Genomic DNA, 340 nt, shown 5'->3' with positions numbered 1-340 from the left:
ACAGCGGTTGATACTGCAGATAAATCATTAGTTGAGGAAAGTGACGACTTTGATTTAGACGACATAGATAACCTAATTGATGATGAACTAAAAAATTCAGATGTAAGAGATTCAGAAATTGATAATGCATTAGCAGACTCAGTTGAGGATTTAGCAGATGCTCAAGAAGAATTAAATGTTGATGATATTGAGTCGCTTGCTTCATCATTAAATGAAGAGCCAGAGCTTGAAGATGAGCCTGAACTTGCAGAAGAGCCTGAGCTTGAAGAAGAGCCTGAGCTTGAAGAAGAGCCTGAGCTTATAGAAGAACCTGAGCTTGAAGAAGAGCTTGAGCTTATAG

The 340-nt window shown here is 38.5% G+C and carries 1 protein-coding gene; it reads left to right on the top strand.

Features of this window, described 5'->3' with window-relative positions; all coding sequences use genetic code 11:
* On the top strand, positions 1 to 340 hold a 340-nt coding region (locus P20429_RS20005), incomplete at both ends, for a hypothetical protein (RefSeq protein ID WP_033027202.1).

This window comes from Pseudoalteromonas sp. BSi20429 (assembly GCF_000238895.1).
Lineage (GTDB): Bacteria > Pseudomonadota > Gammaproteobacteria > Enterobacterales > Alteromonadaceae > Pseudoalteromonas > Pseudoalteromonas arctica.
This window is presented reverse-complemented; position numbering and strand designations above follow the sequence as displayed.